1 protein-coding gene is annotated in these 273 nt (G+C 54.6%); it reads left to right on the top strand.

Annotation, left to right across the window (positions count from 1 at the left end; all coding sequences use genetic code 11):
• Window positions 1-26 precede the first annotated feature (26 nt).
• Window positions 27-273: hypothetical protein (locus tag GSQ81_RS19680; protein WP_254060352.1), on the top strand; the 247-nt coding region annotated here is incomplete at its 3' end.

The raw sequence follows: 273 nt of genomic DNA, 5'->3' as shown, positions 1-273 counted from the left end.
TGGATGCTGAAGAAGAGGAGACCATCATGATCGTGATGACCCCCGAGGATTTGGAAATTTCCAAGCAGCTTCAGGCCGGCTATGCGCTACCGGAGGAGGAACTGCACGACCCCAACAAACGTGTTCGCTCGATCCTCAGTCAGAAGGCGCACACCTGGACTCACTGTGAGATTCATCCCAGCATGATCCTCGGTGTCTGCGCCAGTATCATTCCCTTCCCCGATCACAACCAGTCGCCTCGTAACACCTATCAGTCTGCAATGGGCAAGCAAG

The sequence above is a fragment of the Granulicella sp. L56 genome (genome assembly GCF_009765835.1).
In the GTDB taxonomy this organism is placed as follows: domain Bacteria; phylum Acidobacteriota; class Terriglobia; order Terriglobales; family Acidobacteriaceae; genus Edaphobacter.
Note: the sequence above shows the minus strand (reverse complement) of the source record. Positions and strands in the feature narration are given on the sequence as shown.